Below are 24,308 nucleotides of genomic sequence, written 5' to 3'. Positions count from 1 at the left end.
GTCGCTTGAAGTGGGACTATGCTCTAGCCGCTCTTGAGTTCCGCTGTCAGCCGCAAACTCGCGCGCCAGAACAGGAAGGCGGGGATAAGGCCCAGCCAGGCCGCGCCGTAGAGCACCCAGCGCACGCTGTCTTCGCCGGCATAAGGCTGGAAGGCATCGGACATCATTCCGAAGAATAGCGGGCCCAATCCCAGGCCGATCAGGTTCTGCGAAAACAGCATCACCGACGCCGCGACCGCGCGCACTTCGGGCCGCACTAGACCCTGAACACAGGCATAGACGGGCCCATAATACATGATGTTCATCGCGGTCGGCAGCACCAGCAGCGCCAGCGCGACCTTCCAGTCGGTCGCCGAATAGGCGAGAAACAGGATGGGGGCTGCGAGCGCGATGGCGAGCGCCGGACCGGTGAGCAGATGCTTGCGGTCACGCTTGCCGAAATGATCGGCCAGCTTGCCTCCGCCCCAAGTGCCGATCATGCTCGATATCCCCAGCGTCACGCCGAGATACAGCCCCGTCTCGCCCGGGCTGAGCCCGAAATTGCGTATGAACAGCACTGCCACCCACACGCCCTTGCCATAAGACAGGAAGGCGATCAGCCCGCCGGCGATGCACAGGAAGACGAAGCAGCGCGATGTCACCAGTTCCTTCAGCGCCTCGCGGACCGGCACCTGAACTTTGGCGGCGGGCATTGCCGCCCCCTTGAGCATACCGGCGCGGCGCGGCTCCTTCATCAAAAACGGCACCAGCAGCGCGAGCAGCACGCCGGGCATGCCGACCACATAGAAAGCGGTGCGCCAGCCATAGGCATCGGCAAGGCCGCCACCGATGACCATGCCGAGCAGCGATCCGATCGGAATGCCCAGGCCATAAAAGGCGATGGCCGAGGAGCGCTTGTCGGCCGGAACGCTATCGGTGATCAGCGAATGCGCCGCCGGGGTGCAACCCGCTTCGCCGACGCCGACACCGACGCGGGCGAGCAGCAGCTGCGGGAAGGTCCGCGCCGCGCCGCAGGCCATGGTCATCGCCGACCAGATCGCCACCGACCAGGCGATCAGCGAGACACGGTTGGTGGTGCTGCGATCGGCATAGCGCGCGATCGGGATGCCCAGCAGCGTGTAGAATAGCGCAAAGGCGAGGCCCGTCATCAGGCCGAGCTGGGTATCGGAAAGCTGGAAATCGCGCTTGATCGGTTCCGCCAGGATCGAGACGATCTGCCGGTCGAGAAAGTTGAAGATATAGATGATCATCAGCGTCCACAGCATCACGCGCGGGCTGGATGCGCCCTGGAGCGACGAAGGGGCAGGTGGCGTGTCTGCGGCCATGGTCGGCGGCACACCGGCATCGGCTGCCGGGTTGCGGGTGACGGTCATGCACTCTCCTGTCGCGCCGCATTCTTGCCCTCGCGGGTCAGCGGTCGCTTATGAAAGCCATGCTAGCCATTTGCTGCCGCGAGGCAATCACCCTGCGACAAAATGTGACGTGAACGTCAACTGCCGCTACGGCACAGGTGGTTCAGCGGTAAGGGAAAAGCGCGTTCAACCGCATTGCGCGCGATGGAGCAGCTTCTGGTCGGCCAGGACGAGTGCCATCATCGCCTCGACCACCGGGGTGCCGCGGATGCCGACGCACGGGTCGTGTCGGCCCTTGGTGACAATCTTGCTCGCCTCACCCTCACGGGTGATCGTCTCGACCGGCGTGAGGATCGAGCTGGTCGGCTTGAACGCGACGCGCACCACCACCGGCTGGCCGGTCGAAATGCCGCCCGCGATGCCGCCGGCATGGTTGGCGAGGAATTCGGGACTACCATCCGTACCGGGGCGCATGGGGTCGGCATTGGTCTCGCCGCTGAGCCGTGCGGCGGCAAAGCCGTCGCCGATCTCGACGCCCTTGACCGCATTGATCGACATGCAGGCGGCGGCGAGTTCGCTGTCGAGCTTGGCGTAAAGCGGCGCGCCCCAGCCGGCGGGGACGCCGGTGGCGACGCATTCGACGACAGCACCAAGGGAGCTGCCCGACTTGCGCGCGGCATCGACCTTCGCCTCCCAGCGCTTCGCCGCTTCGGGATCAGGGCAGAAGAACGGGTTGCGCGCGATTTCCGCCGCGTCGAAGCGGGCTGGATCGATCGCATCGCCGCCCAGTTCGCAGACATAGGCGGTCAGTACCACCTCGGGAATGACCAGCCGCGCCACGGCGCCTGCCGCGACCCGTGCCGCGGTTTCGCGCGCGCTCGACCGGCCACCGCCGCGATAGTCGCGAAAGCCGTATTTGGCATCATAGGCATAATCGGCATGGCCCGGGCGATAGGCCTTGGCGACCTCGCCATAGTCCTTGGAGCGCTGGTCGACATTCTCGATCATTAGCGAAATCGGCGTGCCGGTGGTGCGCCCTTCGAACACACCCGAAAGGATGCGCACCGCATCGGGCTCCTGCCGCTGCGTGGTAAAGCGCGAGGTGCCGGGGCGGCGCGCGTCGAGAAACGGCTGGATGCAGCTTTCGCTCAGGCTCAGCCCCGGAGGGCACCCGTCGACCACCGCGCCAAGGGCAGGACCATGGCTTTCGCCCCAGGTGGTGAAGCGGAATACGCGGCCAAAGGTGTTGAAGCTCATGCGGCTGTCCCGTCAGGCAGAAAGGATTTGCGCGCGCTTTGCGGCATTGCGCGTGCGCTGTCCAGACGGAGAGCCAAGTTAGGTAATCTAGTCCAGCGCGATGTCCGGTGCGTCTTCCTGCTTCATGCCGACGACATGATAGCCCGAATCGACATGATGCGTTTCGCCGGTCACGCCCGAGGAGAGGTCGGAGCACAGATACAGTCCCGCGCCGCCCACATCATCGATGGTGACGTTGCGGCGCAGCGGCGCGTTATATTCGTTCCATTTGAGGATGTAGCGGAAGTCGCCGATGCCGCTAGCGGCCAGCGTCTTGATCGGGCCGGCGCTGATCGCGTTGACTCGGATATTCTCGCGGCCGAGGTCATTGGCGAGATATTTGACGCTGGTCTCCAGCGCCGCCTTGGCGACGCCCATGACATTGTAATGCGGGATCACCTTCTCCGCGCCGTAATAGCTCAGCGTCACGATCGAGCCGCCATTGGGCATCATCGCGCGCGCCCTTTTGGCAACGGCGACAAGCGAATAGGCGGAGATGTTCATGGTCATCAGGAAGTTGTCGAGGCTGGTGTCGACATACAGGCCGCGCAGTTCGTTCTTGTCCGAAAAGCCGATCGCGTGGACGACGAAATCGATCGTCGGCCAGCGCGCCGCCAAGGTCTCGAAAGCCCGATCAAGCGCATCCATGTCCGACACGTCGCAGTCGAAGGTGAAATCGCTGCCCAGCTCTGCCGCCAGCGGAATGACGCGCTTGCCCAAGGCCTCGCCCTGATAGCTGAACGCCAGCTCGGCGCCATGCTCGGCCAGCTTCTGGGCAATGCCCCAGGCGAGCGACTTGTTGTTGGCAAGCCCCATGATGAGGCCGCGTTTGCCCTTCATCAGTCCGTCCATGTCGTGATCCTTCAGTTCTTGTCCGTTTTCTGCGGCAGGCCGCCGCGCGCCCGCGCGATGGCGGCGTTCAATTCGGCCCCGATTACCATAGCAAGGCCGATGAGAAAGAAGAAAATGAGGCTGACCATCACCCCGGCCAGGCTGCCATAGGTCAGGTCATAATCGGCAAATGTGCCGAGGAACCGGGGCAGGAGCGCGAGGCACAGCATCCACCAGACCGCAATAAACATCGGGCCGGGCCAGATCGGATGGCCTGCCTCGCGATAGCGCAGCGGGGTGAGCATGCCATAGACCAGGTAGAGCATCAGCAGCAGCACCGCGAAGGTGAACAACTGGCTGAGCACCACCAGCGCGAGCGGTTCTCCAGGGAAATACAGACTGTTGGCGATCACTTCTGCGGCGCCCGCGAGCACCACCTGCACGCTCAGCGCCAGCATGGTCGCGATCACCGCAAGGATGATCAGCGCCATCGATCCCAATCGCAATTTCCAGAACGGCTTGTTGCTCTCCGTCCCATAGGCGCGGCGGATGACGGCGCGGATCGACTCGATCAGGCTCGCGGTGGTCCACAGCCCGACCAATACGGCGAGCCAGAGCAGCGCGCCGGTCCGGGCGTACATGGCGGCTTCCATCGGCGCGGCGAGCACCGAGGCGACGCTGGGCGGCACCGCAGCGAGAAAGCCCTGCACCGCTTCCGCGCCATATTCGCTGCGGCCGAACACGCCGCCCAAGGCGGCCGCGACGATGAAGAAGGGAAAGATGCTGAGCAGCGCAAGATAGGCGAAATTGCCCGCGACAACCCCGCCATGCGTCATGACATTGCCGGCGACCTCGGCGATGATGGCTCGCGATGTCACCAGAAATTGCTGGCGCTTGTCGGGCTGCAACAGGTCAGTCAGGGCCATGCCGTCGCGCCGCGCTCAGCCGGTCAGCCCGGCCCGCGGATCGTAATTCACGCTCCAGCCTTCGACGAACTGGGTGAGCGCAGCATCGCCGCCTTCGGGCAGCCGGATCTGCAGCTCGATGATCTGGTCGCCACGCACGCCGTTCTTGCCGTGAAAGCCCTTGCCCTTGAGGCGCATCTGCTGGCCCGACTGGCTGCCCGGCTTGATCTTCATCATCACCGCGCCATCGACGGTGGGCACGCGCACCTCGCCGCCCGCGACCGCCTCTTTCAGCGTGATCGGCAGGTCGAGCCGGACATTGTCGCCATCGCGGCGGAAAAAGCGGTGCGGGCGCACCTCGATCGTCACGATGCCGTCGCCGGGGCCGCCGGGGCCGGGCTGCCCCTTGCCCGAGAGGCGCATGTTGGTGCCGGTCTCGACGCCATTGGGCAGCTTGAGGTCGATCGTCTTGCCATCGGCCAGCGTGATCCGCTGCGGCTTCAAGGTTGCAGCATCGGTAAAGTCGACCGCCATCTTGTACGCGACATTGGCACCCTTGGGCGCATTCTGGCGCGCGCCGCTATAGGGGCCTGAACTGCTACCCCGAGCTCCGCCGCCAAAACCGCCGAACAGGCCGTCGAAGATATCGGCAAAGTCGATGCCGTCATTGCCGAAGCCGGAAAAGCCCGCATTGTCGCTCGACCGGCTCTGCTGGCGAAAGCCGCCGCCGCCGAAACCGAAGGGCGCGGCGGGGTTGCCGTCGATATCGATCTCGCCGCGGTCGAAACGCGCGCGCTTGTCCTTGTCGGAGAGCAGGTCATAGGCGCGCGTGACTTCGGAAAAGCGCGCGGCTGCGGCCGGATTGTCCTTGTTGTAATCCGGGTGCAGCTCCTTGGCGAGCTTGCGGTACGCGCTCTTGATGTCCTTCTCGCTCGCGCCCTTGGACACGCCGAGAATTGCATAGGGATCAGCCATGAATGTGGTCGCCATTGTTGGTCAGGTTATCCATTGTTGCCGATTTACAACAATATCTGGGGTAGGGGCAGGGCATTTTTCAACCCGGGATGCGGCGGTCGGAGGGGGCGCGCCATAAAATCATCCGCAGCACGATGTAAAGCGCCAGGCCGAACGGTCCTGCGGCAAAGGTGAAGAACAGGATCGGCGCCTGGATCAGCCGCCCTTTCAGCGTGGCGAGCCCATGCGCATCGGCGTTCCGCGCGATCCACAGGCCGACGAACAGGTCGAAGGTGAGGTAATGCACCCAGCCTATGGTCACCCCGGCATCGCTGGCAAAGATGCTGCGCACGCCCTCGATCGTCGAGAAATCCGCACCGCCATCGGTCGGCACGATGCCGGTGAGCACGAGGGTGAGGCCGGTCGCATAGCCCAGCGCGAGCAGGAATATGGGGCCGAAGAACAGCGAGTGCATGACGATATCGCGGCGCGGAGCGAGGATCAGCACCGCCCAGGCGATCATGGCGACGAGATTGGCGATCCCGAAAATCTGCTCCCACATCGGTGCGCGCTCCCTTCAGCAAAATCCTGTTCAACGCGCAGCCCATGCGCCATAAACCGCGCCGACGGACTCACCAGTGTCTTATATGGCTAAGGCAGTCAAGCGAGCCCGTGACCGACAAGACAGGATGGACATGGCCGACGACCCCTTTGCGCTGTTTGACGACTTATACATCAAGGCGCGCGAGACCGAGATCAACGACAGCAATGCGATGGCGCTCGCCACCGCCGATGCGGAGGGCCGTCCGTCGGTCCGCATGGTGCTGCTGAAAGGCCATGGACCGGACGGGTTCATATTCTACACCAATTACGAGGGCCGCAAGGGCGGCGAACTGCTCGCCAATCCGCATGCCGCCTTGCTGTTCCACTGGAAGTCGCTGCGCCGCCAGATCCGTATCGAGGGGCCAGTGACGCCGGTCGACGATGCCACCGCCGATGCCTATTTCGCCACCCGCTCGCGCGATTCGCAGCTGGGGGCCTGGGCATCGGACCAGTCGCGCCCGTTGCCTGAGCGGCGGATCTTCGAGCAGCGCTTTGCCGAAGTGGAGAAGCTGTTCGCCGACAAGCCCGTGCCTCGCCCGCCGCATTGGTCAGGGTTTCGCGTGACTCCGCAGCGGATCGAGTTCTGGGAGGATCGCGACCACCGGCTGCACCACCGCCGCGTCTTCACCCGAACCGAGAGCGGCTGGGACGAAGGCCTGCTTTACCCATAAGGATGTTCGCAATGACCGACCTGCCCGACACCGTGCCCTATTGCCATATTGACGCCTTTGCCGACCATCCTTTCACCGGCAACCAGGCGGCGGTCATGCCGCTGGCCGCCTGGCCCGACGATGCTGTGCTGCAGGCGATCGGCGAGGAGAACAATTTCGCCGAGACCGCCTTCATTGTGCCGATCGACAGCGACGAGGCGGATTACGAGCTGCGCTGGTTCACGCCCGCGGTCGAAGTGGCGATGTGCGGCCATGCCACGCTCGCCTCGGGCCATTACGTGTTCGAACAGGGCTTTGCCGGTGACACCGTGCGTTTCCTGACGCGCAAGGCCGGGGTGCTGAGCGTCAGCCGCGATGGCGACATGCTGTCGCTCTCGCTGCCAGCGCTGCCGCCAGAACCGGCAGCGCTGCCCGACTGGACCAGCCTGCTCGGCGGCCTGCCCAGCGAATGCCATATCCATCAGGGTCGCTATAACATCCTGCTGTTCGATAGCCCGGATGACGTTCTGGCGCTGCAGCCGGACTTCAAGGCGCTCGGCGAAATGGGCAACCACCAGTTCATCTGTACCGCGCCGGGCAAGGATACCGATGTGCTCAGCCGCGTGTTCGTGCCGGGTGTAGGCATCGACGAGGACAGCGTCACCGGATCGTCGCATGCGGTGCTGACCCCGTTCTGGGCGGCGCGGCTGGGGCGCAGCAGCTTCACCGCATTCCAGGCGAGCCAGCGCGGCGGACTGCTCCACTGCACGCTCGAGGGCGACCGCGCGGTGCTGGCGGGCCAGTGCTTCACCGTCGTGACGGGGACCTTCCGGCTGCGGTGACTTTCCCATCTCCCCTCCCGCTTGCGGGAGGGGAGAAGACCGCTATCCCTCTTTCGCCGCGCTCGCGGCCTCCAGCGCGTCCCAGCTGCCCCAGTCGATCGCGCGGCCGGGATAGGCGACGCTGCGCAGCGGCCAGTCCCTGGCGATCCAATGCTGTACCCAGGCATAGAGTTTCGCATCGAACCCGGCGTCATGTTCGGCCTTGGTCACCCAGAGCGTGACCATCGCGTCATAGCCGGGCACCGGGCTGGGATAGACATAGACACAGCCGCGTTCGCGCTTGCCGTCGGGCGTGAGCACCGCATAGGCGAAGGATTCACGGCGCTGGAACCGACCCTGTTCGGTGAGCATGTCCTTCATCGCATCGGCATCGGTGATCCCGGGATGCGGCCAGGCGGTCGATCGGGTGAAGGTTTTCTGCAGATGCTCGATCGACGACATGTACGCGTCGAAATCGATTTTCACGAGATCGGGGCCCAGCGGGACGAGATTGAAGCCGGGCCCTTCGACCAGCGTCGGAACCTGGAATTCCGCTGGAATGAAGGGCGCGGCAGCGGATGTCTGCGCGCCGGCATAGCCCGATCCGTCCTGCGCCAGAACAGGCATGGCAAGCATCAGCGGCAAGGCAGCGGCAAATCGGAACAGGCGCATCGGCAATCCCCCGGAGAATCAGCGCAGATCAGCCTGCCAGAAGCTTCGGCCCTGGCCTAGTCCCTGGGAAAGAGCGCCAGGATTCGTCCGAGCTGCTCCTTCACCGGGTCGAGAACATCATCCTGCGTCTTGCCCAGCCGGACAAGCGTGAGCTTCTGGCTGGGGCTGACGATGACGAACTGGCCCAGATGTCCCTGCGCGGCAAAGACATCGCCTGGCAGCAGATCGGGATAGAGGACCTTTTTAAGGCCAGCCGCACGCGGCTTGTTGAGCCAGATATGCCCGCCATAGGCCGGGTCGTTGGGTGAGCTGGTGAGCATGAAATCGACCCAGCCGCGCGTAAGGAACTGGTTGCCGGCAATCGAGCCCTTGTTGCGCAGGAACTCGCCGAATTTCGCCCAGTCGCGGGCATTGGCCTGGATGATCGATCCGCCGATCAACGTGCCGGAGGCGTCGAATTCGGGCACCATCGAGGCCATGCCCAGCGGTTCGATCAGCCGCCCGCGCATATATTCAAGCATCGCGCGGCGGCGCACATCCGGGTCCTTGCTGTCGGTCAGCTGGCGGGTGATGATGTCGGACAGGATGACGCTGGTGTTCGTCGAATATTCGAACTTCGATCCCGGCTCAGCCTCGAGCGGCTGGCCCTCGGCATAGCGCACCATATTGTCGCGCCCGTCGAGGAACAGCATCCGCACCTCGTCCGAGTCATAGGGCGGATCGCCTGCCTCGCTATGCTGCAGGCCGGAAGACATGTGCAGCAGGTGCCTGAGCGTGATCGCGCCGCGCGGGTCGCCGGGGCGCTGCCAGTCGGGCACCGGGGCAGGGGCGTCGAGTGCGAGCCGCCCGTCCGCGACCATCAACCCGACCAGCACCGCGGTGACGCTCTTGGCCATAGACCAGCTGATGAACCGGGTTCCGCGATCATAGCCCGGCGCATAGCGTTCCGCGACGATTTCGCCGCCGCGCATGATGACCAGCGCGCGGGTTTCGGCAAACTCGTCCTCGTTGAACAGCTTGTCGATCTCTGCATTGAGCGCGGCAGTGGGTACGCCGGGCACATCGACGATCATCGTCTCGCCGCTGTCCGCAGCCCGGCCTTCGATGCCATAAAGTCCGAAAGCGGTTGCGCCGAGAAGGCCGGTTGCGGCAAGGGCGAGAAGGATGCGGTGCTTCATGCCCGCCTCCATCAATCAGGCGGGGACCGATGGCAACTGGGAAAATGGGCGCGATGCCGGGCAGGCATGGCAGGCTGAAATGGGTGGCGCTGGCGCTGCTGGCGATCGCGCTCGCGGCACTGGCCTGGTACTGGCCCGCCCTCAGAGCCTATAGCCAGACGGGCGCCGCCTATTCGGCGCGCGTCGTCTGTTCGTGCCGCTATATCGGCGGGCGCGAGCTGGGCGATTGCGAGAAGGATCTGGAGCCGGGCATGGAGGTTGTGAGCCTCAGCGAAGCAGCGGACGCCAAGCGGATCGATGCCACGGTGCCGCTGATGGCCGCAGAAAGCGCGGAATATCGCGAAGGCTGGGGCTGCGTGCTGATGACGCCCAAGGAGCGCGAGGCGATTCGCTGAACCGTCAGGCCTGATCGCGCAGCTTTTCGTGGTGGCGAATGACCTCGTCGATCACGAAACGCAGAAACTTCTCCGAAAAATCAGGGTCCAGATCGGCATCGACCGCGAGCCGCTTCATCCGCGCGATCTGCTCTTCCTCGCGGCGCGGATCGGCTGGCGGCAGATCGGTCTTCGCCTTGTACTCACCCACCGCCTTGGTGATCTTGAAGCGCTCGGCCAGCATGAAGATCAGCGCCGCGTCGATATTGTCGATGCTCTGCCTGAATGCGGCCAGTACCGGGTCTTGCGCCATAATGTAGATACCCTCGCGAGAATCGCGCGATGCCTTGGTAGCGGTTGCGCTTTGCGCTTGCCTTAAGCCATGCGGATTGCCACATCGCAACCCATGACCGCGACTGTTCATCCGATTGGCCGCCCTGCGGGCGTGTCCACCGCCGCTCCCAGCCTCGATCCGATCATGGCGCTGGTGGCGCAGGATCTCAATTCGGTAAACAGCGTCATCCTGGACCGGATGCAATCGCAAATTCCCCTGATTCCCGAGCTTGCCGGGCATCTGATCGCTGGCGGCGGCAAGCGGATGCGGCCGATGCTGACGCTCGCCTGCGCGCGGTTGCTCGATTATCCCGGCACCCGCCATCATAAGCTGGCGGCGGCGGTGGAGTTCATTCACACCGCAACGCTGCTGCACGACGATGTCGTCGACGGCTCCGATCTGCGCCGAGGCAAGAAGACCGCGAACCTGGTGTTCGGCAACCCCGCCACCGTGCTGGTCGGCGATTTCCTGTTCAGCCGCTCGTTCGAGCTGATGGTCGAGGACGGCTCGCTCAAGGTGCTCAAGATCCTGTCGGGCGCATCGGCGATCATCGCCGAGGGCGAGGTCGATCAGCTGACCGCGCAGCGCCAGATCGAGACCAGCGAAGAGCGCTATCTGGCGATCATCGGCGCCAAGACCGCCGCGCTGTTTGCCGCCGCCTGCCGCATCGCCGCCGTGGTGGCTGAGCGCGACGAGCAGGTCGAACTGGCGCTCGATGCCTATGGCCGCAACCTCGGCATTGCCTTCCAGCTGGTCGACGATGCGATCGACTATGTTTCGGATGCGGCGACCATGGGCAAGGGCGTGGGCGACGATTTCCGCGACGGCAAGGTGACGCTGCCCGTCATCCTCGCCTATGCGCACGGCTCCCCGGAAGAGCGCAAGTTCTGGGAAGCGGCGATCATCGGCCATCGCACGTCGGACGAGGACCTGGCACATGCGACCCAGTTGCTGCGCCAGCACAATGCCATTGACCTGACACTCGACCGCGCCCGCCATTTCGGCCAGCGCGCCATCGACGCGATCGCCGGCTTCCCGAGCAGCAAGGCCAAGGCGGCGCTGATCGAAACAGTCGAATTCGCGATCGCGCGGGGATATTAGGTCGTGAACGACACTCCGGCCCGAACCCCGCAGGGACGACGGCTGGAAGAACTCGAGGCGCAAAACCGGGAGCTGCTCGCGCAACTTGACGAGCTGAAACGCGATCTTGAGCGCAGTTCGCATTCCGGAAATTCTTGGAACCCGATCGCTTTGTTCGGCGCGGTAACAACCTTGCTGGGCGTGATCGGAGCGGCGATTTTCGGCTATCTCGGATCGGGCGAGGGGAATGCTGCCAGCAGACAGGCGATGGTCTGTCAGCAGGCCTATGTTTTTCTGGCAGACGAGAGGCCGACGCCCTATCTCACCGAGGTAGAAGGCCGGGCACTGGCTGCGCGACAGTTGCAAGTGCTCAGAAAATGTGAGAAATTCGTATCATGATGCAGGACCTGTTTCTCGCCATCGCCATCGTCGGTAATGTGATTACCATTGCCGCGTTGGTTGGCGGCTATTACTGGCAGCGCCAGAGCCAGCGTTAATCGGCCCGAATTTGAATTCCGACAGGACGGGAAAGCTAGCGCGGTGCTGACCGTCGATCCATCTTCTATGCCATCAGCCAAGCCGCGACCGGATAGCCTCTCTGCCGAAATCCGCGCGCTGCTGCTGCTCGCGGGGCCGTTGGTGCTGGGCAATCTCGCGCAGATGGCGATCCATACGACCGAGGTCATCATCCTGGGGCGCTATGATGTGCAGGCGCTGGCGGCGGCGGCGCTGGCGGTGAATCTCTACTTCGCCTGTGGCACCTTCGGCATGGGGTTGATGACCGCAGCTTCGCCGATGATCGCGGCCGAGCGCGGGCGGCGCAAGCACTCGGTACGCGATATCCGCCGCACGGTGCGCCAGGGCATGTGGGTCGCGCTGACGGTCTGCCTGCCGATCTGGGCGCTGTTATGGCATGCAGAAGCATTGTTCCTGCTGATGGGCCAGCAGCCCGATCTGGCGCGCGATGCCGGGCAGTTCATGCGCATTGCGATGTGGGGGCTGCTGCCCTGGCTGCTGCAGTTCGTGCTGCGCATGTACGTGTCCGCGCTCGAGCGACCGATCTGGGGCGTGTTCGTGACGCTGTGTGGCGTGGTTATGAATCTGGTCGCCTGCTGGGCGCTGGTCTTCGGCAATCTGGGCTTTCCCGAACTCGGGCTGGAGGGCGCGGCTATCGCCAATCTGATCGCCAATTGCACCCTGTTTGCGGTGATGGCGCTGGTCGTGACACAGGTGCGCGCTTTCCGGCGGTACCGTCTGTTCGGCCGATTCTGGGTCGCCGATTGGGGCCGCTACCGCGCGCTGTTCAAGCTGGGCCTTCCGATCGCGGTGACCTTCGCCTTCGAGGTTGCGATCTTCAGCTCCGCTGCCTTCCTCATGGGGCTGATCAGCCGCGATTCGCTCGCCGCGCATGCCGTGGCGATCCAGATCGCCTCGTTCGCCTTCATGGTGCCGTTTAGCCTGTCGCAGGCCGCGACTGTGCGTGTCGGACTGCACCATGGTGCACGCGACGCCCAGGCTGCGGCGCGGGCGGGCTGGGCGGCGCTGGGGCTCGGCGTGCTCGCGGCGTGTCTGATGTCGGCGATCATGGCGCTGATTCCGGGCGCGTTGGTCGGCCTGTTCATCGATCCGGCAGACGCGAGCGCCGCACCCGCTTTTGCGCTGGCGCTGAGCTTCCTGCTGGTCGCCGCGATCTTCCAGCTGGTCGATGCCGTTCAGGCGGTCGGGGCAGGGGTGCTGCGCGGGCTGCAGGACACGCGCTGGCCTATGCTGTTTGCCGCGTTCGGTTACTGGGTGGTCGGCATGGGCACCGCGTGGTTCTTCGCCTTCCGCCTGGGCTGGGATGGCGTCGGCGTGTGGATCGGCCTGGCTGCGGGACTGGCGGTCGTATCCGTGCTCATGGTCGGTCGCTGGGCGCTCCGGCAGCGTTTCGGGCTCGGAGTTTACGCCTGACCTCCGGGCTTGCCAGTCGGTTGAGGCGTTGGGGACAAAGGGATAAGGCGGTGCGCCATGGCTGAGCTGCCCATATATTCCGTCCTGCCCAACCTGCTGAGCGCGCTTGGCAGCGGCCCCAACGCGGTGCTCGTCGCGCCGCCTGGCGCGGGCAAAACTACAACCGTCGCCCCGGCACTGCTCGACCAGCCCTGGTGCACCGGCCAGGTGCTGCTGCTCTCGCCGCGCCGCCTGGCCGCGCGCGCCGCGGCCGAGCGCATGGCAGAGCTTGCGGGCGAGCCGGTGGGTCAGACGATCGGCTATTCGACCCGCATGGACAGCAAGACGAGCGCCGCCACCCGCGTGCTCGTGCTGACCGAGGGGATTTTCGTCAACCGCATCCAGGCCGATCCCGAACTTGCGGGCGTGTCGGCGGTGCTGTTCGACGAGGTGCACGAACGCAGCCTCGACAGCGATTTCGGCCTCGCGCTCGCGCTCGAGGCGCAGGGCGCTTTCCGGCCCGATCTGCGGCTGCTCGCCATGTCGGCCACGCTCGACGGCGCACGTTTCGCCGCGCTGATGCAGGGCGCGCCGGTGATCGAGAGCGAGGGCCGCTCGCATCCGCTCGAGTTGCGCTATCTCGGCCGCCGCGGCGAACAGCGGATCGAGGATGGCATGGCGCAGGCGATCCGCACCGCGCTGCGCGACGAGGCGCAGGGCGATGTGCTCGCCTTTCTGCCGGGCGTCGCGGAGATCGCGCGCACCGCCGAGCGGCTGGAGAGTCTGGACAGCGGCATCGCCGTGCTGCCGCTGCACGGCACGCTGACCCCGGCCGAGCAGCGCGCCGCGATCCGCAGCGATCCCGATGGGCGGCGCAAGGTCATCCTGGCGACCAGCATTGCCGAGACCAGCCTGACCATCGATGGTGTGCGCATCGTCGTCGATAGCGGCCTTGCCCGGCGCGCGCGCTATGATCCGCTCGCCGCCACCACCCGGCTGGTGACCGAGCGCGCGAGCCAGGCCGCCGCCACGCAGCGCGCGGGCCGCGCCGCACGCCAGGGACCGGGCGTCGCCTATCGCCTGTGGGAAGAGGCCGCGACCGGCGGCCTGCCGCCGTTCGATCCGCCCGAGATTCTCGACAGCGACCTGGCCCCGCTGGTGCTGCAATGCGCCGCCTGGGGCGAGAGCGACCCCACCCGATTGAACTGGCTCGATCCGCCGCCCGCGCCGCTGCTGGCTGAGGCGCGCAAGCGGCTGGTCGCGCTGGGGGCAGTTGATACGGGCGGCGCAATCACCCCGCTCGGGCGATCGATCGCCGCATTGCCGCTGCCGCCGCATCTGGCGGCGATGCTGCTGAAGGGCGCACAGGCCGGGTCCGCGATGCAGGCGGCGGAGATCGCGCTGCTGCTGCAGGAGCGCGGGCTGGGCGGGCAGGGCGACGATCTCGATACGCGCCTCAATCGCTGGCGCAGCGACCGGGGCGAGCGTGCGGCCAAGTCGCGCAAGCTCGCCGAACGCTGGGCGAAACTGGCCGAGCGGCAGGTGGGGGCGGGCACGCCGCGCGATCTGCCGCCAGCGGTGCTGCTGGCCTTCGCCTATCCCGACCGGGTGGCGAAGCGCCGCGATGGTGCGGGCGAGACCTGGGCGAGCGCGGGCGGGCGCAGCTTCCGGCTCGATCCAGCCTCGCCGCTGATCACCGCGTCCTGGCTGGCGATCGGCGAGGCTCAGGGCAAGGCGGCGGATGCGCGCATCCTCAGCGCCTTTGCGCTCGACCCGGCGGAGGTCGAGACGCATCTCGCGGACCGGATCGAACGCGTGAGCCGTTGCGATTTCGTGGCCGATAGCAGACGCGTCGAGGCGCGGCTCGAGCGGCGGCTGGGCGCGATCCGGCTGGCGAGCGCGCCCGATCCCGCGCCCGATGCCGATGCGGTGCTGGCGGCGCTGCTGCAAGGGGTGCGCGATCATGGCCTGGCGCTGCTCGACTGGGGCGACAAGGCGCTCGCGCTGCGCCAGCGCGCCGCGTTCGCCGGGGTCGAGGCGCTGGACGAGGCGCATCTGCTCGCAACGCTGGAGGACTGGCTCGCGCCGCTGCTGACGGGCAAGCGTTCGCTGAGCGGGCTGAGCGCCGGCGATCTCCACAATGCGTTGCAGGGCCTGGCGGGCTGGGACGCGATGCAGGCGATCGAGCGGACCGCGCCCGCCGAATTTACCAGCCCCGCAGGCACGCGCCACCCGATCGATTATGCCGCGAGCGCAGGCCCCACGGTCGAACTGCGGGTGCAGGCGCTGTACGGGCTGGACGAGCATCCCGTCGTGGGGCGCAACCGCATCCCGCTGGTCCTGTCGCTCACCTCACCGGCGGGACGCCCGATCCAGACAACGCGCGATCTGCCCGGCTTCTGGCGGGGCAGCTGGCGCGATGTCGCCAAGGACATGCGCGGCCGCTATCCGCGCCACCACTGGCCCGATGCGCCTTGGGAGGCGACCGCGAGCCTTGCCACAAAGAAGCGCCAGGGGCTCTGACGCACTAACCCAGTCAGCCGAAAACGCGCTTTCCGTGCGTGACCCGGTCCGACATCGCCATCGTGGTGAGCTGCGCGTTGACGCGGATGCAGCTCGGCATCACGCTCGCATCGGTGACCAGCACGTTGGCTACGCCGTGGACCCGCTGGTCGAGATCGACCACGCCCTTGCGCGGATCGGCGTTGATCGCGTTGCCGCCATGCGGATGGCTCGAGGAGAGCACCACATCGTCGGGCTCCTCGATATGCTCCTCGAAGAACCGGTCGATCTCGGCATCGCTCATGCCGCGCGAGAGCGTCTCGCCATGCAGCAGCGCCGGATAAACCTCCTCCGCGCCACCACGGAAATGCACCTTGGTCAGCGTCGCGAGCGCGCGGCGCAGCACGGCAAGGTCGCTCTGTTCGAGCTCGAAGCCGAGCTTGCCCTTCCTGATCGTGCCGCGCCGGTCCGCCGGGAACAGCACGCCCGCCGAGGCGAGCCGGTTATAATTGAGCATCCGGCGGAAATGCTCGTCGAACCAGCCGGGGACCAGCGAGGCCATGCTCATGGGCGGCTGAAAATGGCTCTCGATCAGGAAATCGGCGCGGTCGACAAAGGTCGCCATCTGGTCCTCGTCCCAGGCGTAGACCGGACCCGGCATCAGCGCGGGGACCGGGCAGGCGATGTTGAGCGAGATGCCCTTGCCGGTCCCCTCGATGCCGCTCGCCGAGAGGATGTTGCTCGATGCGATCGTCCCTGCGGCGACCACGACGCCTTTGGTAACACGGATCGTCTTCGCCCGGCCATCGGGCAGCATCACCTGCACCGAGGACGCCACCTTGCGGCCCTGATCGTCAAGACCGGACCAGCCGATATGCGATACGGCGGCATGCGCCAGGATGCGTGCCTTCCGGGGCGCGTGCAGCGTGGCATGGCGCAGGAAGCTCTCGGGCATCGCCTTCTTGCGGCCATAGGGGCAGCCGGTGTTGCAATAGCCGCACGACACGCAGGCATTGGGCTCGGTCTTCTGGCCCCAGTTCTTGCGGAACCATCCGGTGACCGCGCGCGCATCGAGCGGGTCGGACGAGCCCGAAGCATAGGCATCCCAGCCGTGTAGCAGCCGCGTGCCGTTGTTGCGCCCCAGCCGCCGGTCGATCTCGTGCACGCCCAGCCGCGTCTCGACCCGGCAATAGGCGGCCTCCAGCGCATCTTCGTCGATCGGCGCGCCGATGCTGCGCCAGTGCGCAAGCACGTCATGCGCATCGGGGTGCGTCTCGCCCTCGCGCGCCAGGCGCAGGCATATGCCGTTGTTGACGACGGTCGAGCCGCCCACCGTGCGCCCCTGGAAGACGATGATGTCGCGGTTGCGCGTGGTCTGGATCGCGCCGTCCTTGAACAGCGATGATGACATGTGCGCCTCGTTGGGCGTCATCCGCGCGCTGGGGAGATAGGGGCCAGCCTCGACTACCAGCACCTCATAGCCCTGATCGGCGAGGTTCGATGCGGCGACCGCGCCGCCCGCGCCCGATCCGATCACTACCAACTCGACGCTGTCGGGGATCGCATCCTCGCCCACGAACACCGTATAGGGCAGGTCGTTACCGGTATATTCGGCGATTTCGGGATCGTCGGGTGTGCCCGCGCGCGTACGGTGGCGGGGCAGGGTGAAGCCGATCGCGTTGAACACCGGGTTGGCGCGGTTGGCATCCTCGGCAGCCGCGTCGCTGACATTGGCGTCGTCCTGGTCGATCCAGTGGCCGTAATAGCCCGCATAAACAATGCCGCGGATGCGGGCCATGTCCTGGAACAGGTCGATACGGCTGTTCTTCAGCCGCCGCTCGATCCGCCAGATGCGGAACGAGCGCGGCGCAAAATGCCAGAAGGGGCCACCCAGCACGATCCAGGTCGCGATGACCGACAGCGCGGTATCGCGCGGCGTGTTGCCCTCGATATTGCCGAATATGCCCTGGAGATTGTCGACCACCTGCTGCGGTGAGATCGCCATCTGGGCGGGTTCGACCAGCATGGTTTCCGCCAGCCGCTTCCAGATCGCCGCCTCGAACGGATTGAACGGTTTCCTTCTCATCGCGCGAATCCCCCCTTGTCCCGAGGATAGGGTAGCAGCGAGCCCGCGAATTGTAAGAAACCGTAGGATTAAGCGGTGTTAATCCGCAGGGTCAGTCCATCGCGCAGACCTGCGCGTCGAGCTTTCCATCCGCCACCGTCAGTCGGTTGAACGACGGCCGGGTCGCGCGAACCCGCTCGGACAATGTGCCAGCGCCGATCAGACGGATCGCGCCTGCCTGCGTTTCGACATTCAGGTCGAACGGATCATGCACATGGCCGGACAGCACCGCATCCGCGCCTGCAGCGGCTATCGCTTCGAGTGCGGCGCGACCGCCGGTGGTGCGTCCGCTGCTCTGCGTTTCAGCCTCGATCAGCGGATGGTGCGCCAGCACGATGCGCAGCTTTGCATGGTGGCCCGGATTACCCAGCGCCTGGAGCGCCTGATGCAGCGCGCGCTTGCCGACCCGGCCCTTGGACCAGTTGAACCGCCATTGCACCCTCGCAGTGGTGCGCAGCGACACCAGATGGACGTGATCGAGCGTGACGCCCTCGTGCAATTGCTCCTGCAGCCGCATCACGCGGCCATAAGGCCGCCAGATCCGGCGGACCGGGTTGAAATAGGGCAGGTCGTGATTGCCCGGCTCGATCAGGACGGGCCGACCCAGATCGGCGAGCCAGGCCTGCGCGGCGGCGAATTCGGCCGAGCGTGCGCGCATCGTCAGATCGCCGGTGATGATGACGATCTCGGGCTGCTGGTCGGCGACGACCTGCTTGAACCAGGCGAGCGCGGCGCTGTCCTCGGCGCCGAAATGCAGGTCGCTGGCGTGGAACAACAGCGTCATGGGGCAGCAGGCGCGCGGGTTTCGATGAAATTGTGCGGGGCCTGACCGAGGGCGAGGGTATCGCCAGGTTTGGCTTCGGCGGGCTCGCCATCGATTAGAAGGCCGATCGTCTCTGCCTCGCTGACCAGCGTTGCGCTGCGCGCGCTGCCCAGATCCTCGCGCGGCCCTTCACGGAAATCGCCGCCCAGCCAGGCGCTGGCATGGCTGAGCACTTCACCGACGGAAGAGGCGGTAAAGCCGCACAGCGCCATGCTGCTGTCGCGCGGCGCCGCAAAGATCGCGGGGAAGCGTCGCTCGTCGCCTTGGATGCCGACCTGCGGTCCGCCCAGGCTCTCGGATATCGCCGCAGGGATGGCGTTGAACACGAGATCCGCAAGCTCGGTATGGCGGGCATTCTCGCGCACCCTGGCCCAGCTGGTGGTCGGCCCGGCGATCACCCCGACATAGGCGATGCTCTCGCCGATCTCGACCGTGTTCAGCTTCGTCGTGCGCCGGTTGCGCGCCGCCTCGGCGATGATCGATCGGCAGGGCTGGTCGCCGTGCAGCGCGCGGGCGAGCAGGTTCATCGTGCCGCCGGGCAGGATCAACACGTCGCCGTCCCAGCCTGCCGCCTGTTTCAGCGCGCTGTTGGTGGTGCCGTCGCCCGCATAGATGGCCAGCGTTTCAACGCCTTCGCGGTCGAGCTTGTCAGGCGTTGGCAGGTCTTCGTCGGGGCAGCGGACGATGCAGTCCACCGGATGGTCGCTCTCGGCGAACCAGGTAACGATGTCGGCGATCACGGCGGCGTCATAGCTGCCGCTCGCCTCGTTCACGATAAGCCAGGTCTTGGTCATGCGCGGCCTACGCGCCAGTGCGGATTTGGTTCTTGTTCCACGTCGATTTTCCGGGCGCTCTATTCCCTGCTGACAGGTGCGCGCACCCCTGCTAATCGCGCGCCATGACCGACCTCAAGCACATCCGCAATTTCTCCATCATCGCGCATATCGACCATGGCAAATCGACGCTTGCCGACCGGCTGATCCAATGGACCGGCGGGCTTTCCGAACGCGAGATGTCGGCCCAGGTGCTCGACAACATGGATATCGAGAAAGAGCGCGGCATCACCATCAAGGCGCAGACGGTGCGGCTCAACTACACCGCCAAGGACGGCCAGCTTTACGAGCTGAATCTGATGGACACGCCGGGCCATGTCGACTTCGCCTATGAGGTCTCGCGCTCGCTCGCCGCGTGCGAGGGCGCGCTGCTCGTCGTCGATGCCGCGCAGGGCGTGGAAGCGCAGACGCTGGCGAACGTCTACCAGTCGATCGAGCACGACCACGAAATCCTGCCCGTCATCAACAAGATCGACCTGCCTGCCGCCGAACCCGAGAAGGTGAAGAAGGAGATTGAGGACATTATCGGCCTCGACGCGTCGGAAGCGGTGCTGGCCAGCGCCAAGTCGGGCATCGGCATCGAGGAGATTCTCGAGCAGATCGTCCAGAAAATCCCCGCGCCCAAGGGCGACCGCGACGCACCGCTCGAGGCGATGCTGGTCGACAGCTGGTACGATCCGTATCTCGGCGTCGTCATCCTGGTCCGCGTCGTCAACGGCGTGATCAAGAAGGGCCAGCAGATCAAGTTCATGGCCGGCGGCACCGAGCATCTGGTCGACCGCGTCGGCTGCATGCGGCCCAAGATCGAGAACCTGCCCGAACTGGCGGCGGGCGAGATCGGCTTCATCACCGCGCAGATCAAGGACATCAGCCAGACCCGCGTCGGCGATACCATCACCACGGTCAAGAACCCCGCGCCCGCGCCGCTGCCCGGCTTCAAGGAAGTGCAGCCGGTGGTGTTCTGCGGGCTGTTCCCGGTCGATGCCAACGACTTCGACAAGCTGCGCGACAGCATCTCCAAGCTGCGCCTCAACGACGCCTCGTTCAGCTTCGAGATGGAATCGAGCGCGGCTTTGGGCTTCGGCTTCCGCTGCGGGTTCCTGGGCCTGCTGCACCTCGAGATCATCCAGGAGCGGCTGACCCGCGAGTACGATCTCGACCTCATCACCACCGCGCCGTCGGTGGTGTACAAGATCAAGCTGACGCACGGGAATGGCGAGATCGAGCTGCATAATCCGGCCGACATGCCCGATCCGACCAAGATCGACGAGATCCAGGAGCCGTGGATCGAGGCGGTGATCTATTGTCCCGACGAATATCTCGGCAGCATCCTCAAGCTCTGCCAGGACCGGCGCGGGCTGCAGAAGAACCTGACCTATGTCGGCGGTCGCGCGCAGGTGACCTACGAGCTGCCGCTCAACGAGGTGGTGTTCGATTTCTACGACCGGCTGAAGTCGATCTCGCGCGGCTATGCGTCGTTCGACTATCACCAGATCGGCTATCGCGAGGGCGATCTCGTCAAGATGTCGATCATGGTCAATGCAGAGCCCGTCGATGCGCTGAGCATGATCGTGCACCGCGGCAGCGCCGAGACGCGCGGGCGCGGCATGTGCGAGCGGCTCAAGGACCTGATCCCGCGCCACCTGTTCAAGATCCCGATCCAGGCCGCGATCGGCGGCAAGGTGATCGCGCGCGAGACGATCGCCGCGATGCGCAAGGACGTTACCGCCAAATGCTATGGCGGCGACATCAGCCGCAAGAAGAAGCTGCTGGAAAAGCAGAAAGAGGGCAAGAAGCGGATGCGCGAATATGGTTCGGTCAGCATCCCGCAGGAAGCGTTCATCGCCGCGCTGCGGATGGGCGAGGAATGAGCGTCCGCGCCGCGCCGGGGCTCAGCCCTGCGGTGCGGTGATCTGCTCTGCAGCGGGCGGGGCGGGTTCGGCTGACGCCACGGGTGCGGCGAGCGCTTCGCCTGCCTCTTCGGCAGGCGAGATCCGCATCGGGATGGCCATCGCCACGCCATAGCTGATGATCAGCGTGGCCAGGATCGACCACATCGCAACACCGGCCAGTCCGACCAGCTGGGCGACCAGCTGGCTGATCATGCTTCCGCCCTCGCCATAGCCGACGCCGCCGAACGCATCGCTGATGAAGATCGCGACCAGCAATGCGCCGACCAGCCCGCCGATGCCGTGCAGCGCGAAGGCGTGGTTGCTGTCGTCGATCGCCAGCGTCTCGGTGACGAAGCGCAGGCCGAAATAGCAGGCCGGGGCGGCAATCACGCCGATCAGGATCGCGGCACCCGGCGAGACCAGGCCCGAAGCCGGAGCGATCGCGGCAAGGCCTGCGAGCAGACCGTTGACCGCGCCCATCGCGCTGACGGTGCGGGTGCGCAGCTTCTCGATCAGCAGCCAGACCAGCGCGCTGGTGCACGCGGCGACATGCGCGTTGATGATCGCGCTGCTGGCATCGTCGGTCGCCGCCAGCGTCCAGCCTCCGGTCAGCGCGAAATTGCCGATGAACAGCAGCGCGCCGCCTGCAAGCACCATGACCGGATTGTGCGTCGCTGCAGCAGCGCCGGGCCAGCCGGTGCGCCGTCCGATGACCAGGGCGGCCACCAGGGCGGAAATGCCTGCGCAGAAATGCAGCGCGATGCCGCCGGCATAATCGAGCACGCCAAATCCGTAGAGCCAGCCGCCGCCCCAGATCCAGTGCGCGACGGGTGCATAGACGATCAGGCTCCACATCCCGCCGAACGCCAGAGCCCAGCCGAAGCGGCCGCGCCCGGCCCAGGCACCTGCGACGAGCAGCGCGGCGAGCATCGCTCCCGCGATCTGGAACAGCACGAACGCGCTTTCGGGCACGGCGGTGCCGAAGCGGACATTGCCGAGCGCGATCAGCATCCAGGCATTGCCGCCGCCGATCACGCCGCCGCTGGGATCGCCAAAGGCCAGGGTATAGCCGACCACGACCCAGAGCAGCGAGACAAGCGCGGCGATCGCGGTACCGTGCAGGAACACACCCTGCGCGGCGCGCGCGGTGCCGCGCCCAGCCTGCATCAGCAGCACGCCGGGCACCGCGAACAGCATCAGCAGCGCGCCGCAGATCAGCATGAAGGCGGTATCGCCCGAATTGGAAACATCGAGCGTCGCGGGATCGACCAATGCGGGTGCGGCCCATGCGGGCGCGGCGAGCGCTGCCGTAGCGAGGGTGAAAATGCGCGCCAGCCTTGCGATCATGCTCTCGACTTTCCCAAACCGTGCTGTCCTGAAACGGGACAGCCTATCTGCCGCGTCATGCCGCAGTTTGGCAAATAATCGATTAACGCGCGCGCATTTCTGCGGCGAACGGAGGGTTTACATCCAGCCTTCGAGGACCTGGTCGGGGGGCCTATGCCCATCAAACCAGAAGCGAATATTGGCGATGACCTTGTGTCCGGCAACCTCGCGGCCTTCGAAGGTGGCGCTTCCGACATGTGGCAGCAGCACGACATTCTTCAGCGCGAGCAGCCGTTCGTCGACCTGTGGCTCGCGCGGATAGACATCGAGCCCGGCTCCGGCGATTCTGCCATTCTCGAGCGCGTCGATCAGCGCGGCCTCGTCGACCAGCTCGCCACGCGCGCTGTTGATCAGATAGGCGCTCGGCTTCATCAGGCCGATGCGGCGTGCGTCGATGATGCCGCGGGTCTCGGGGCTGCGCGGGCAGTGCAGGGTGATGATATCGGACGAAGAGATCAGCGCATCGAGATCGGGCTCGAACGTCGCGCCGAGCATCTGCTCTAGGCTTTCGGGCAGGCGGCGGCGGTTGTGATAGACGACATTGAGCCCGAAGCCGCGCGCGCGATGCGCCACCGCCTGGCCGATCCGGCCCATGCCGACAATGCCCAGCTGCTTGCCGCCGATGCGGTGGCCGAGCATGCCCGAAGGACTCCAGCCCTCCCACTGGCCCGACCGCACCAGCTTCTCGCCCTCGGCGAGGCGGCGCGGCACCGAGAGGATGAGCGCCATGGTCATGTCGGCAGTATCGTCGGTGAACACGCCGGGTGTGTTGGTGATGATGATGCCGCGCGCGCGGGCGGCTTTCAGGTCGATATGATCCACGCCCGCGCCGAAATTGGCGAGCAGTTTCAGTTTTTCGCCTGCGCCCGCAATCAGCTCCGCATCGAGCGCATCGGTGACCGTCGGCACCAGCACGTCGCAGGTTGCCATGGCAGCGGCCAGCTCGTCGCGGGTAAAGGCGTGATCGTCGGCATTGAGCGTGACATCGAACAGTTCGGCCATGCGCTCTTCGACGGCGGGGGCGAGCTTTCGCGTGACGATCACGCGCGGGCGGCTGCCCGGTTCGTGCGGCGGCTGAGACGGCCTGGATGCGGGGCTGGATGGCATAGCTGTGCTATGCCTCAACCGCCCCAAAGGTCAAGCTGCGGCACTTGCTTGGCACAGGTTTTTTGGCTTAAGCGATTCGGGGTGAAGGATCGTCGGGTGCGATGCTATAGTCTGGCCGACGGGGGTATATTTGATGCGTGCACCATGGTTTTCAGGACTGATACTGGCCGGTCTGGCAGCCGTGTCGCTGTCGGCTGGTCATGATGCTGCAATCGCGCAGGCAGAGGTCGAGGTGCCCTATTGGGCGTCGGTCCAGAAGGACGAGGCCTTTGCGCGCGCTGGCCCGATGGCGACCTATCAGATCGAATGGGTGTTCCGGCGCAAGCATCTGCCGGTCAAGGTCATCAAGCGTTATGGCGCGTGGCGTCAGATCGTCGATCCGTCGGGCTGGACTGGCTGGATGCATTCGAACATGCTGAGCCGCAAGCGCACCGCGATCGTGACCGGGTCGGTCATCGCGATCCGGTCTGCCCCGCGCGACAATGCCAGGCTGTTGTGGCGCGCCGAGCCGGGCGTGGTCGGAGAACTCGGCGATTGCGAAAAGGGCTGGTGCGAATTCGCGGTGGACAAGCGCGCGGGCTGGGTAAGGCAAGACCAGATCTGGGGCGCGGGCGAACCCTGATGCGAATATGTGCTCGTCAGAAGTGGGCCCGCCCACCGT

General features: G+C 65.7%; 23 protein-coding genes. 9 read left to right on the top strand and 14 right to left on the bottom strand.

Going from position 1 to position 24,308, the window contains the following annotated elements; translation table 11 throughout:
• Nucleotides 1-23: 23 nt before the first annotated feature.
• The 6 genes from FG486_RS02145 to FG486_RS02120 form a co-directional block, all read right to left on the bottom strand.
• Nucleotides 24-1,373, bottom strand: a complete 1,350-nt coding sequence (locus FG486_RS02145) for a spinster family MFS transporter (RefSeq protein WP_082750857.1) — start codon at nucleotides 1,371-1,373, stop codon at nucleotides 24-26.
• A 165-nt stretch (nucleotides 1,374-1,538) separates the two neighbouring features.
• Nucleotides 1,539-2,609, bottom strand: a complete 1,071-nt coding sequence (gene aroC, locus FG486_RS02140; protein WP_181266260.1) for a chorismate synthase — start codon at nucleotides 2,607-2,609, stop codon at nucleotides 1,539-1,541.
• An 87-nt stretch (nucleotides 2,610-2,696) separates the two neighbouring features.
• Nucleotides 2,697-3,500 carry an enoyl-ACP reductase FabI gene (gene fabI, locus FG486_RS02135; protein ID WP_060977067.1) on the bottom strand — a complete coding sequence of 268 codons (804 nt, stop codon included), beginning with the start codon at nucleotides 3,498-3,500 and terminating at the stop codon, nucleotides 2,697-2,699.
• A gap of 11 nt (nucleotides 3,501-3,511) precedes the next feature.
• A complete protein-coding gene (locus FG486_RS02130; protein WP_181266259.1) occupies nucleotides 3,512-4,405 on the bottom strand; it encodes a YihY/virulence factor BrkB family protein in 894 nt (297 codons plus the stop codon).
• Between the two features lie 15 nt (nucleotides 4,406-4,420).
• Nucleotides 4,421-5,359, bottom strand: a complete 939-nt coding sequence (locus tag FG486_RS02125) for a DnaJ C-terminal domain-containing protein (RefSeq protein ID WP_066274487.1) — start codon at nucleotides 5,357-5,359, stop codon at nucleotides 4,421-4,423.
• Between the two features lie 79 nt (nucleotides 5,360-5,438).
• Nucleotides 5,439-5,900, bottom strand: coding sequence for an ABA4-like family protein (locus tag FG486_RS02120; RefSeq protein ID WP_181266258.1), 462 nt, complete (start codon nucleotides 5,898-5,900; stop codon nucleotides 5,439-5,441).
• A gap of 85 nt (nucleotides 5,901-5,985) precedes the next feature.
• Between FG486_RS02120 and pdxH the strand changes: the two genes are divergently transcribed.
• Together pdxH and FG486_RS02110 are read left to right on the top strand one after the other, a co-directional pair.
• The gene (gene pdxH / locus FG486_RS02115; protein WP_181266257.1) at nucleotides 5,986-6,612 is read left to right on the top strand and encodes a pyridoxamine 5'-phosphate oxidase; all 627 of its coding nucleotides are present in this window, start codon (nucleotides 5,986-5,988) and stop codon (nucleotides 6,610-6,612) included.
• 11 nt (nucleotides 6,613-6,623) lie between these two features.
• Nucleotides 6,624-7,433 (top strand): PhzF family phenazine biosynthesis protein, encoded by an 810-nt coding sequence (locus tag FG486_RS02110; RefSeq protein ID WP_181266256.1) that lies wholly within the window; start codon nucleotides 6,624-6,626, stop codon nucleotides 7,431-7,433.
• 42 nt (nucleotides 7,434-7,475) lie between these two features.
• Here FG486_RS02110 and FG486_RS02105 read toward each other — a convergent pair whose 3' ends face one another.
• Nucleotides 7,476-8,084 carry a twin-arginine translocation pathway signal protein gene (locus FG486_RS02105; RefSeq protein WP_181266255.1) on the bottom strand — a complete coding sequence of 203 codons (609 nt, stop codon included), beginning with the start codon at nucleotides 8,082-8,084 and terminating at the stop codon, nucleotides 7,476-7,478.
• A gap of 56 nt (nucleotides 8,085-8,140) precedes the next feature.
• Complete coding sequence (locus FG486_RS02100) at nucleotides 8,141-9,262, bottom strand: serine hydrolase domain-containing protein (RefSeq protein WP_241695558.1); 1,122 nt, start codon at nucleotides 9,260-9,262, stop codon at nucleotides 8,141-8,143.
• 29 nt (nucleotides 9,263-9,291) lie between these two features.
• Here FG486_RS02100 and FG486_RS02095 point away from each other — a divergent pair, with 29 nt between their 5' ends.
• Nucleotides 9,292-9,657, top strand: coding sequence for a hypothetical protein (locus FG486_RS02095; protein WP_241695557.1), 366 nt, complete (start codon nucleotides 9,292-9,294; stop codon nucleotides 9,655-9,657).
• 4 nt (nucleotides 9,658-9,661) lie between these two features.
• On the opposite strand, the gene FG486_RS02090 is transcribed toward FG486_RS02095, so the two are convergent.
• Nucleotides 9,662-9,949: a chorismate mutase gene (locus tag FG486_RS02090; RefSeq protein ID WP_060977072.1), complete on the bottom strand. Its 288-nt coding sequence runs from the start codon at nucleotides 9,947-9,949 to the stop codon at nucleotides 9,662-9,664.
• A gap of 93 nt (nucleotides 9,950-10,042) precedes the next feature.
• On the opposite strand from FG486_RS02090, the gene FG486_RS02085 reads away from it, so the two are divergent.
• The 4 genes from FG486_RS02085 to hrpB all read left to right on the top strand — a co-directional run bounded on the left by FG486_RS02085 (nucleotide 10,043) and on the right by hrpB (nucleotide 15,502).
• Nucleotides 10,043-11,071, top strand: a complete 1,029-nt coding sequence (locus FG486_RS02085) for a polyprenyl synthetase family protein (protein ID WP_181266253.1) — start codon at nucleotides 10,043-10,045, stop codon at nucleotides 11,069-11,071.
• 3 nt (nucleotides 11,072-11,074) lie between these two features.
• The gene (locus FG486_RS02080) at nucleotides 11,075-11,449 is read left to right on the top strand and encodes a hypothetical protein (protein WP_181266252.1); all 375 of its coding nucleotides are present in this window, start codon (nucleotides 11,075-11,077) and stop codon (nucleotides 11,447-11,449) included.
• Nucleotides 11,450-11,614: 165 nt separating this feature from the next.
• Complete coding sequence (locus FG486_RS02075) at nucleotides 11,615-13,000, top strand: MATE family efflux transporter (protein WP_181266830.1); 1,386 nt, start codon at nucleotides 11,615-11,617, stop codon at nucleotides 12,998-13,000.
• A 57-nt stretch (nucleotides 13,001-13,057) separates the two neighbouring features.
• The gene (gene hrpB / locus FG486_RS02070) at nucleotides 13,058-15,502 is read left to right on the top strand and encodes an ATP-dependent helicase HrpB (protein ID WP_181266251.1); all 2,445 of its coding nucleotides are present in this window, start codon (nucleotides 13,058-13,060) and stop codon (nucleotides 15,500-15,502) included.
• Nucleotides 15,503-15,515: 13 nt separating this feature from the next.
• Here hrpB and FG486_RS02065 read toward each other — a convergent pair whose 3' ends face one another.
• The 3 genes from FG486_RS02065 to FG486_RS02055 form a co-directional block, all read right to left on the bottom strand.
• A complete protein-coding gene (locus tag FG486_RS02065) occupies nucleotides 15,516-17,567 on the bottom strand; it encodes a GMC family oxidoreductase N-terminal domain-containing protein (RefSeq protein WP_181266250.1) in 2,052 nt (683 codons plus the stop codon).
• Nucleotides 17,568-17,658: 91 nt separating this feature from the next.
• Nucleotides 17,659-18,390: a metallophosphoesterase family protein gene (locus FG486_RS02060; protein ID WP_181266249.1), complete on the bottom strand. Its 732-nt coding sequence runs from the start codon at nucleotides 18,388-18,390 to the stop codon at nucleotides 17,659-17,661.
• Entirely contained in the window at nucleotides 18,387-19,223 is an 837-nt protein-coding gene (locus tag FG486_RS02055; RefSeq protein ID WP_181266248.1) for a diacylglycerol kinase family protein, read from the bottom strand. Before FG486_RS02055 ends, FG486_RS02060 begins: the two co-directional genes overlap by 4 nt.
• A gap of 104 nt (nucleotides 19,224-19,327) precedes the next feature.
• On the opposite strand from FG486_RS02055, the gene lepA reads away from it, so the two are divergent.
• Nucleotides 19,328-21,133 carry a translation elongation factor 4 gene (lepA, locus tag FG486_RS02050; protein WP_066283823.1) on the top strand — a complete coding sequence of 602 codons (1,806 nt, stop codon included), beginning with the start codon at nucleotides 19,328-19,330 and terminating at the stop codon, nucleotides 21,131-21,133.
• Nucleotides 21,134-21,154: 21 nt separating this feature from the next.
• Here lepA and FG486_RS02045 read toward each other — a convergent pair whose 3' ends face one another.
• Nucleotides 21,155-22,501 (bottom strand): ammonium transporter, encoded by a 1,347-nt coding sequence (locus FG486_RS02045; protein WP_181266247.1) that lies wholly within the window; start codon nucleotides 22,499-22,501, stop codon nucleotides 21,155-21,157.
• 117 nt (nucleotides 22,502-22,618) lie between these two features.
• Nucleotides 22,619-23,647 carry a 2-hydroxyacid dehydrogenase gene (locus FG486_RS02040; RefSeq protein WP_066283828.1) on the bottom strand — a complete coding sequence of 343 codons (1,029 nt, stop codon included), beginning with the start codon at nucleotides 23,645-23,647 and terminating at the stop codon, nucleotides 22,619-22,621.
• Between the two features lie 133 nt (nucleotides 23,648-23,780).
• On the opposite strand from FG486_RS02040, the gene FG486_RS02035 reads away from it, so the two are divergent.
• Nucleotides 23,781-24,269 (top strand): SH3 domain-containing protein, encoded by a 489-nt coding sequence (locus FG486_RS02035; protein WP_066283830.1) that lies wholly within the window; start codon nucleotides 23,781-23,783, stop codon nucleotides 24,267-24,269.
• The last annotated feature ends 39 nt before the right edge of the window (nucleotides 24,270-24,308 follow it).

It is taken from the genome of Blastomonas ursincola (assembly GCF_013607875.1).
Lineage (GTDB): Bacteria > Pseudomonadota > Alphaproteobacteria > Sphingomonadales > Sphingomonadaceae > Blastomonas > Blastomonas ursincola.
This window is presented reverse-complemented; position numbering and strand designations above follow the sequence as displayed.

Coding starts and splice junctions, on each gene's coding strand:
- FG486_RS02145 (WP_082750857.1), bottom strand. CDS start 1,373: ATGACCGTCACCCGCAACCCGGCAGCCGATGCCGGTGTGCCGCCGACC.
- aroC (WP_181266260.1), bottom strand. CDS start 2,609: ATGAGCTTCAACACCTTTGGCCGCGTATTCCGCTTCACCACCTGGGGC.
- fabI (WP_060977067.1), bottom strand. CDS start 3,500: ATGGACGGACTGATGAAGGGCAAACGCGGCCTCATCATGGGGCTTGCC.
- FG486_RS02130 (WP_181266259.1), bottom strand. CDS start 4,405: ATGGCCCTGACTGACCTGTTGCAGCCCGACAAGCGCCAGCAATTTCTG.
- FG486_RS02125 (WP_066274487.1), bottom strand. CDS start 5,359: ATGGCTGATCCCTATGCAATTCTCGGCGTGTCCAAGGGCGCGAGCGAG.
- FG486_RS02120 (WP_181266258.1), bottom strand. CDS start 5,900: ATGTGGGAGCAGATTTTCGGGATCGCCAATCTCGTCGCCATGATCGCC.
- pdxH (WP_181266257.1), top strand. CDS start 5,986: ATGGCTAAGGCAGTCAAGCGAGCCCGTGACCGACAAGACAGGATGGAC.
- FG486_RS02110 (WP_181266256.1), top strand. CDS start 6,624: ATGACCGACCTGCCCGACACCGTGCCCTATTGCCATATTGACGCCTTT.
- FG486_RS02105 (WP_181266255.1), bottom strand. CDS start 8,084: ATGCGCCTGTTCCGATTTGCCGCTGCCTTGCCGCTGATGCTTGCCATG.
- FG486_RS02100 (WP_241695558.1), bottom strand. CDS start 9,262: ATGAAGCACCGCATCCTTCTCGCCCTTGCCGCAACCGGCCTTCTCGGC.
- FG486_RS02095 (WP_241695557.1), top strand. CDS start 9,292: ATGGCAACTGGGAAAATGGGCGCGATGCCGGGCAGGCATGGCAGGCTG.
- FG486_RS02090 (WP_060977072.1), bottom strand. CDS start 9,949: ATGGCGCAAGACCCGGTACTGGCCGCATTCAGGCAGAGCATCGACAAT.
- FG486_RS02085 (WP_181266253.1), top strand. CDS start 10,043: ATGACCGCGACTGTTCATCCGATTGGCCGCCCTGCGGGCGTGTCCACC.
- FG486_RS02075 (WP_181266830.1), top strand. CDS start 11,615: ATGCCATCAGCCAAGCCGCGACCGGATAGCCTCTCTGCCGAAATCCGC.
- hrpB (WP_181266251.1), top strand. CDS start 13,058: ATGGCTGAGCTGCCCATATATTCCGTCCTGCCCAACCTGCTGAGCGCG.
- FG486_RS02065 (WP_181266250.1), bottom strand. CDS start 17,567: ATGAGAAGGAAACCGTTCAATCCGTTCGAGGCGGCGATCTGGAAGCGG.
- FG486_RS02060 (WP_181266249.1), bottom strand. CDS start 18,390: ATGACGCTGTTGTTCCACGCCAGCGACCTGCATTTCGGCGCCGAGGAC.
- FG486_RS02055 (WP_181266248.1), bottom strand. CDS start 19,223: ATGACCAAGACCTGGCTTATCGTGAACGAGGCGAGCGGCAGCTATGAC.
- lepA (WP_066283823.1), top strand. CDS start 19,328: ATGACCGACCTCAAGCACATCCGCAATTTCTCCATCATCGCGCATATC.
- FG486_RS02045 (WP_181266247.1), bottom strand. CDS start 22,501: ATGATCGCAAGGCTGGCGCGCATTTTCACCCTCGCTACGGCAGCGCTC.
- FG486_RS02040 (WP_066283828.1), bottom strand. CDS start 23,647: ATGCCATCCAGCCCCGCATCCAGGCCGTCTCAGCCGCCGCACGAACCG.
- FG486_RS02035 (WP_066283830.1), top strand. CDS start 23,781: ATGCGTGCACCATGGTTTTCAGGACTGATACTGGCCGGTCTGGCAGCC.